The 4,221-nt window shown below is 65.3% G+C and carries 4 protein-coding genes and 1 pseudogene; 4 read left to right on the top strand and 1 reads right to left on the bottom strand.

Annotated elements, in window-relative coordinates; translation table 11 throughout:
- The 3 genes and pseudogenes from ACCC94_RS28160 to ACCC94_RS28150 form a co-directional block, all read left to right on the top strand.
- Nucleotides 1-406, top strand: a pseudogene (locus tag ACCC94_RS28160) (hypothetical protein); the annotation flags it as partial.
- 131 nt (nt 407-537) lie between these two features.
- Nucleotides 538-1,023 carry a DUF2165 family protein gene (locus ACCC94_RS28155; RefSeq protein ID WP_413352885.1) on the top strand — a complete coding sequence of 162 codons (486 nt, stop codon included), beginning with the start codon at nt 538-540 and terminating at the stop codon, nt 1,021-1,023.
- A 229-nt stretch (nt 1,024-1,252) separates the two neighbouring features.
- Nucleotides 1,253-2,305, top strand: a complete 1,053-nt coding sequence (locus ACCC94_RS28150; protein ID WP_413352884.1) for a DUF2235 domain-containing protein — start codon at nt 1,253-1,255, stop codon at nt 2,303-2,305.
- A gap of 24 nt (nt 2,306-2,329) precedes the next feature.
- Here ACCC94_RS28150 and ACCC94_RS28145 read toward each other — a convergent pair whose 3' ends face one another.
- Nucleotides 2,330-3,073, bottom strand: a complete 744-nt coding sequence (locus tag ACCC94_RS28145) for a class I SAM-dependent DNA methyltransferase (protein ID WP_413352883.1) — start codon at nt 3,071-3,073, stop codon at nt 2,330-2,332.
- 324 nt (nt 3,074-3,397) lie between these two features.
- Between ACCC94_RS28145 and ACCC94_RS28140 the strand changes: the two genes are divergently transcribed.
- Nucleotides 3,398-4,221, top strand: an 824-nt coding sequence (locus ACCC94_RS28140; RefSeq protein WP_413352882.1) for an APC family permease, incomplete at its 3' end; no start/stop codon positions are given.

Here is a 4,221-nt window from a genome sequence, read left to right as displayed (position 1 = left end):
CGGCCAGCCCCCAGGCGAGATTGCAGCCCAGGGCCTGATCGCCGCCGAACTGCCGCCGCGCATTGCCACCGCGGCCGGCGCGGAGGGGCTGGAAATGCTGCGCCTGCGTTTACTGGGAGACGCCGCGGGCCCGATCCAGGCGCGAATCGGCTGGGCGGACATCAAGGGTGCGCTGGCGACTTTCCTGCTGGTGGTGCTGGCGACCTTCCCGCTGGTCATTCCCTTCCTGCTGCTCGACCAGACCGGCCCGGCCATCCGCGCCTCGAATGCGGTGGCGCTGGTGATGCTGTTCATCTCCGGCTGGATGCTCGCCCGCTATTCCGGCGGTTCGCCCTGGGCCGGCGGCGTGGCGCTGGCCGTGGTGGGAACGGCGCTGTTGTCGGCGATCATCGCGCTGGGCGGTTGACCGCAAATCGCCTGTTTCCGGGTATTGACCTCAACCGAGGTTGAGGTCCTAGAGTCCGTCCGGCTCGTCCGTTGCCGCTGGTAGCGGCTACAGGCGGGCGCACTCGGAACATGCCCGCACAAGGACCCGGTATGGACACCCACGCTTCCCTGATGATCTTCCAGGCCACCTGTTTCCTGGGGTTCGGCCTCTGGCTGAGCATCGCGCTGATCAACAACCTGCAAGCATTCTCCAGCTCGGTCGCGGCGGTTGGCGCGACCATGGCGATGGCGCCGCTGCGCCAGCCCCCTGCGATCGATTTCCCCCTGCGGGTGCGCGCGCTGGCTTCACCGGCGCTGCATCGCCTGGCGCTGATCGTCGTCGTCCTGCTGCAAGCGCTGGCGGTACTGGCCGCCTGGTCCGGCTGCTACGAGCTGCTGCTGGGCGACGGTCTCGCCACCGCCAGGCCCTGGCTGAACCTTGCGCTGAGCGCGGCGCTGGGCTTCCTCTTCGCCATGCTGCTGGGCGGGATGTGGTTCGGCTACTGGATCCGCCAGGAGGGCTTGCAGCTGACGCACCTGGCACTGGTGCTCTGGATGCTGCTGAACTTCCTCGTTCTCAACCTGCGCTGGAGTTGAATGTCCCGGGCGCAGCGAATTCCCGCGGGCAGGGCACGGCGTGCCTCGCTCGCCGGGATGGCCGAGGGCATGGGCGTCCAGCATTCCGGCGCCCGGCAAGCCCGCGCAGAGGGAACTACAGTTGCCTCCAGGACGGCAACGGCCAATGCCAGGGATAGACAAGCAGAGCACTGGCGCCGGGACGCCGGACATTTCGAGCCGTCAGAGCCACGTACCCTGGAGAACGGGCATGCCCAAGAAGATCATCATTTCCTTCGACGGAACCTGGAACACGCCGGACGTGAAGTCCGAGATCAAGGGCAACAAGAGCACCAATGTCTGGAAGCTGCACGCCTGCATTCTGCCCGCCGACCAGAACGGTACGGCCCAGGACAAGTGGTACGACAAGGGGGTCGGCACGGCCTGGTATGACCGCCTGGCCGGCGGGGCATTCGGCGTGGGGCTGTCCGAGAACATCCTCGACGGCTATCGGCAGCTGGTCAGGACCTACGAGGCCGGTGACCAGATCTACCTGTTCGGGTTCAGCCGCGGCGCCTACACGGCGCGCAGCCTGGTGGGGCTGATCCGCAACGCCGGGCTGCTCAAGCCCGAGCACATCGACCTGGCGAACGAAGCCTACGGCCTCTACCGCACCCGCGACGAGGGCGCCGATTCCGAGCGCGCGCGGTTGTTCCGGGACAGCTTCTCCCGCGTCATCGACATCCACATGCTCGGCATCTGGGACACCGTGGGCGCGCTGGGCGTGCCGCTGGAGTCGTTCGACTGGTTCAACAAGGCCTATTACGAATTCCACGACACCGAGCTCAGCTCGATCGTGCACAACGCCTTCCACGCACTGGCCATCGACGAGTGGCGCAAGAATTACCAGTGCACGCTCTGGGACCCGAAGAGCAAGCCCAACCAGCGGGTCGAGCAGGTGTGGTTCTGCGGCGCGCACGCCAACGTCGGTGGCGGCTACGCGGACAACAGCCTGTCGGATATCGCTCTGGTGTGGATGATCAACAAGGCGATCGAGTGCGGGCTGGCAGTGGATACCGGCAAGACTCCGAGCCTGCCCGCCACGACCCTTCCCATCACCAACTCCTACAAGGAATTCCTCGGCGGCGCCTACAGCCAGTTCACCCAGCCGCATTACCGGGATATCGGCAACACGTCGTTCGGCCAGGAGGCGATCGACCCGAGCGTGGAGGAGCGCCTGAAACACGATGCCCAGTACAAACCGAAGAACACGGTAGGAGACCACCTCACCGGCAACTTCACGCCGGTGGGCAAGATCCGCTGACGGGCCTGTCCGTCGACCTCGACCTCAGCGCTTCACGCAGACGAACAGCGCATTGCCCGAGCTGCCGGCCCAGGGCGTGATGCGCTCATAGTCATGTTCGAAGACCTGCACCTCGAACAGCGGCTCCAGCAGCTGCTGCAGCTCGGCAAAGGTCAGCGCGACCATTGCATGTTCGTCCTGCCAGGCCTGGGTTGTGCCGGCGGTGGTTTTCTCGATGCTCAGGCGCAACGCCTGATGCTCGCCCGCGCCGCTGTAGTACCAGCCCGAGCCGAAGCTGAACTGGCTGCCGTCGTGCTCCACGCTGTGGCGTACGAAGGAGCCATTGTCGATCAGCGCCTTGTCCACGCTGTTGAAACAGAACACGCCGCCTGCCGCGAGTGCGTTGTGCACGCTCGCCAGGCACGCCCGCAGCGGTTCCACGCCGGCGTTGTAGTGGATCGAGTAGAGGAAGCAGGTGATCAGGTCCAGCGGCGCCTCGACGTGGAAGCCCGCCATGTCCTGCCGGCTGAAATGCGCCTCGGGGCAGCGCTGCCGGGCGATGTCCAGCATCGGCTGGTTGATGTCCAGGCCGGCGCTCGCGTAGCCGGAGTCGAGGAAGTGGCGCACGTGCGGCCCAGTCCCGCAGGCGAGGTCCAGGTGGCTGCGTCCCTGGTTGCCGAACAGCTGGTGAAGGCGGCGCACACAGTGGCTCTGCGCCTGGTAGTCGATGTCGGCGCACATCAGGTCGTAGTAGGAGGACAGGTCGGTGTACAGCGCGTTGGAGGACATAGGCAGCCAGGCAGAGGGTTCGCCGCAGGTTTCGGCGCGGCATGGTACATCAGCCCCGGGGATTCGCCGCTGAAATCGGACTGGCGCGCAGCTTGCCCTATCGCTCGCCGGCCAAAGGACAGCAGAAAAATGGGGCTCCCGGTCTTCGTGGCCGGCCATTTTTTTCATTGGCCTCGAACATATTTTTACTAATTTTCCTCGGCGGCGAGCTGAAGCAACATGCGGCCCGATTCGACCAACAACGTCCTTCGAGGCGGCCTGTGGGAGTGCTTCACGCCGTTCCAGTGCCTGGGGCACCCGCCGCTTGCCGCCCTAGAGTCCGCCATGAAAAAAACAACAAGCGTGTCCGATACTTCCTTGCCTGCCCATCAACCTCACGAGCCGTCCTCGCGGTCCTTCCGCAAGTCGCTGGGCATTCCCGCGCTGGTGCTTTTCGGCCTGGCCTACATGGTCCCGCTCGCGGTGTTCACCACCTACGGCCTGGTCACACGCATGAGCAAGGGCCACCTGCCGACCGCCTACCTCTTCACCCTCGCGGCCATGCTGCTCACCGCCTACAGCTACGGGCGCATGGTGCAGGCGCACCCGTATTCGGGGTCGGTGTACAGCTATACGCGCAAGACCTTCGGCGCGGCCTTCGGCTTCCTCGCCGGCTGGACGCTGCTGCTGGACTACATCTTCCTGCCGCTCTTGAGCTACCTGCTGATCGGCATCTACATGACCGATTACTTCCCCTCGGTGCCACTGTCGGTGTGGATCCTCGGCTCCATCGTCCTGGTGACCCTGCTCAACCTCGTCGGCATCGAATCCATCACCCGCGTCAACTGGGTGCTGATCGTCGCGCAGATGGTCTTCGTGGTGGTGTTCATTGCACTCTCGGTGAGCCACCTGGGCGCCCAGGCTGATCCGGTCCCACTGGTCCAGCCCTTCTATGACGAGCACTTCAGCCTGCCGCTGGTGATGTCCGGCGCGGCGGTGCTGTGCCTGTCCTTCCTCGGCTTCGACGCCGTGTCGACCATGGCCGAGGAGACCCCGGAGCCGCGCCGGCAGATTCCGGCTGCGATCATGCTGGTGACGCTGATCGGCGGCGTGCTGTTCATCGTCATGGCCTACTTCGGCCAGCTGGTGTTCCCCGAGTGGCAGGCGCT

It is taken from the genome of Pseudomonas sp. Pseusp97 (genome assembly GCF_047304025.1).
GTDB lineage: Bacteria > Pseudomonadota > Gammaproteobacteria > Pseudomonadales > Pseudomonadaceae > Pseudomonas.
Note: the sequence above shows the minus strand (reverse complement) of the source record. Positions and strands in the feature narration are given on the sequence as shown.

Excerpts from the sequence above, each read along its gene's own strand:
- ACCC94_RS28145 (WP_413352883.1), bottom strand. The coding sequence starts at position 3,073 with ATGTCCTCCAACGCGCTGTACACCGACCTGTCCTCCTACTACGACCTG.
- ACCC94_RS28150 (WP_413352884.1), top strand. The coding sequence starts at position 1,253 with ATGCCCAAGAAGATCATCATTTCCTTCGACGGAACCTGGAACACGCCG.
- ACCC94_RS28155 (WP_413352885.1), top strand. The coding sequence starts at position 538 with ATGGACACCCACGCTTCCCTGATGATCTTCCAGGCCACCTGTTTCCTG.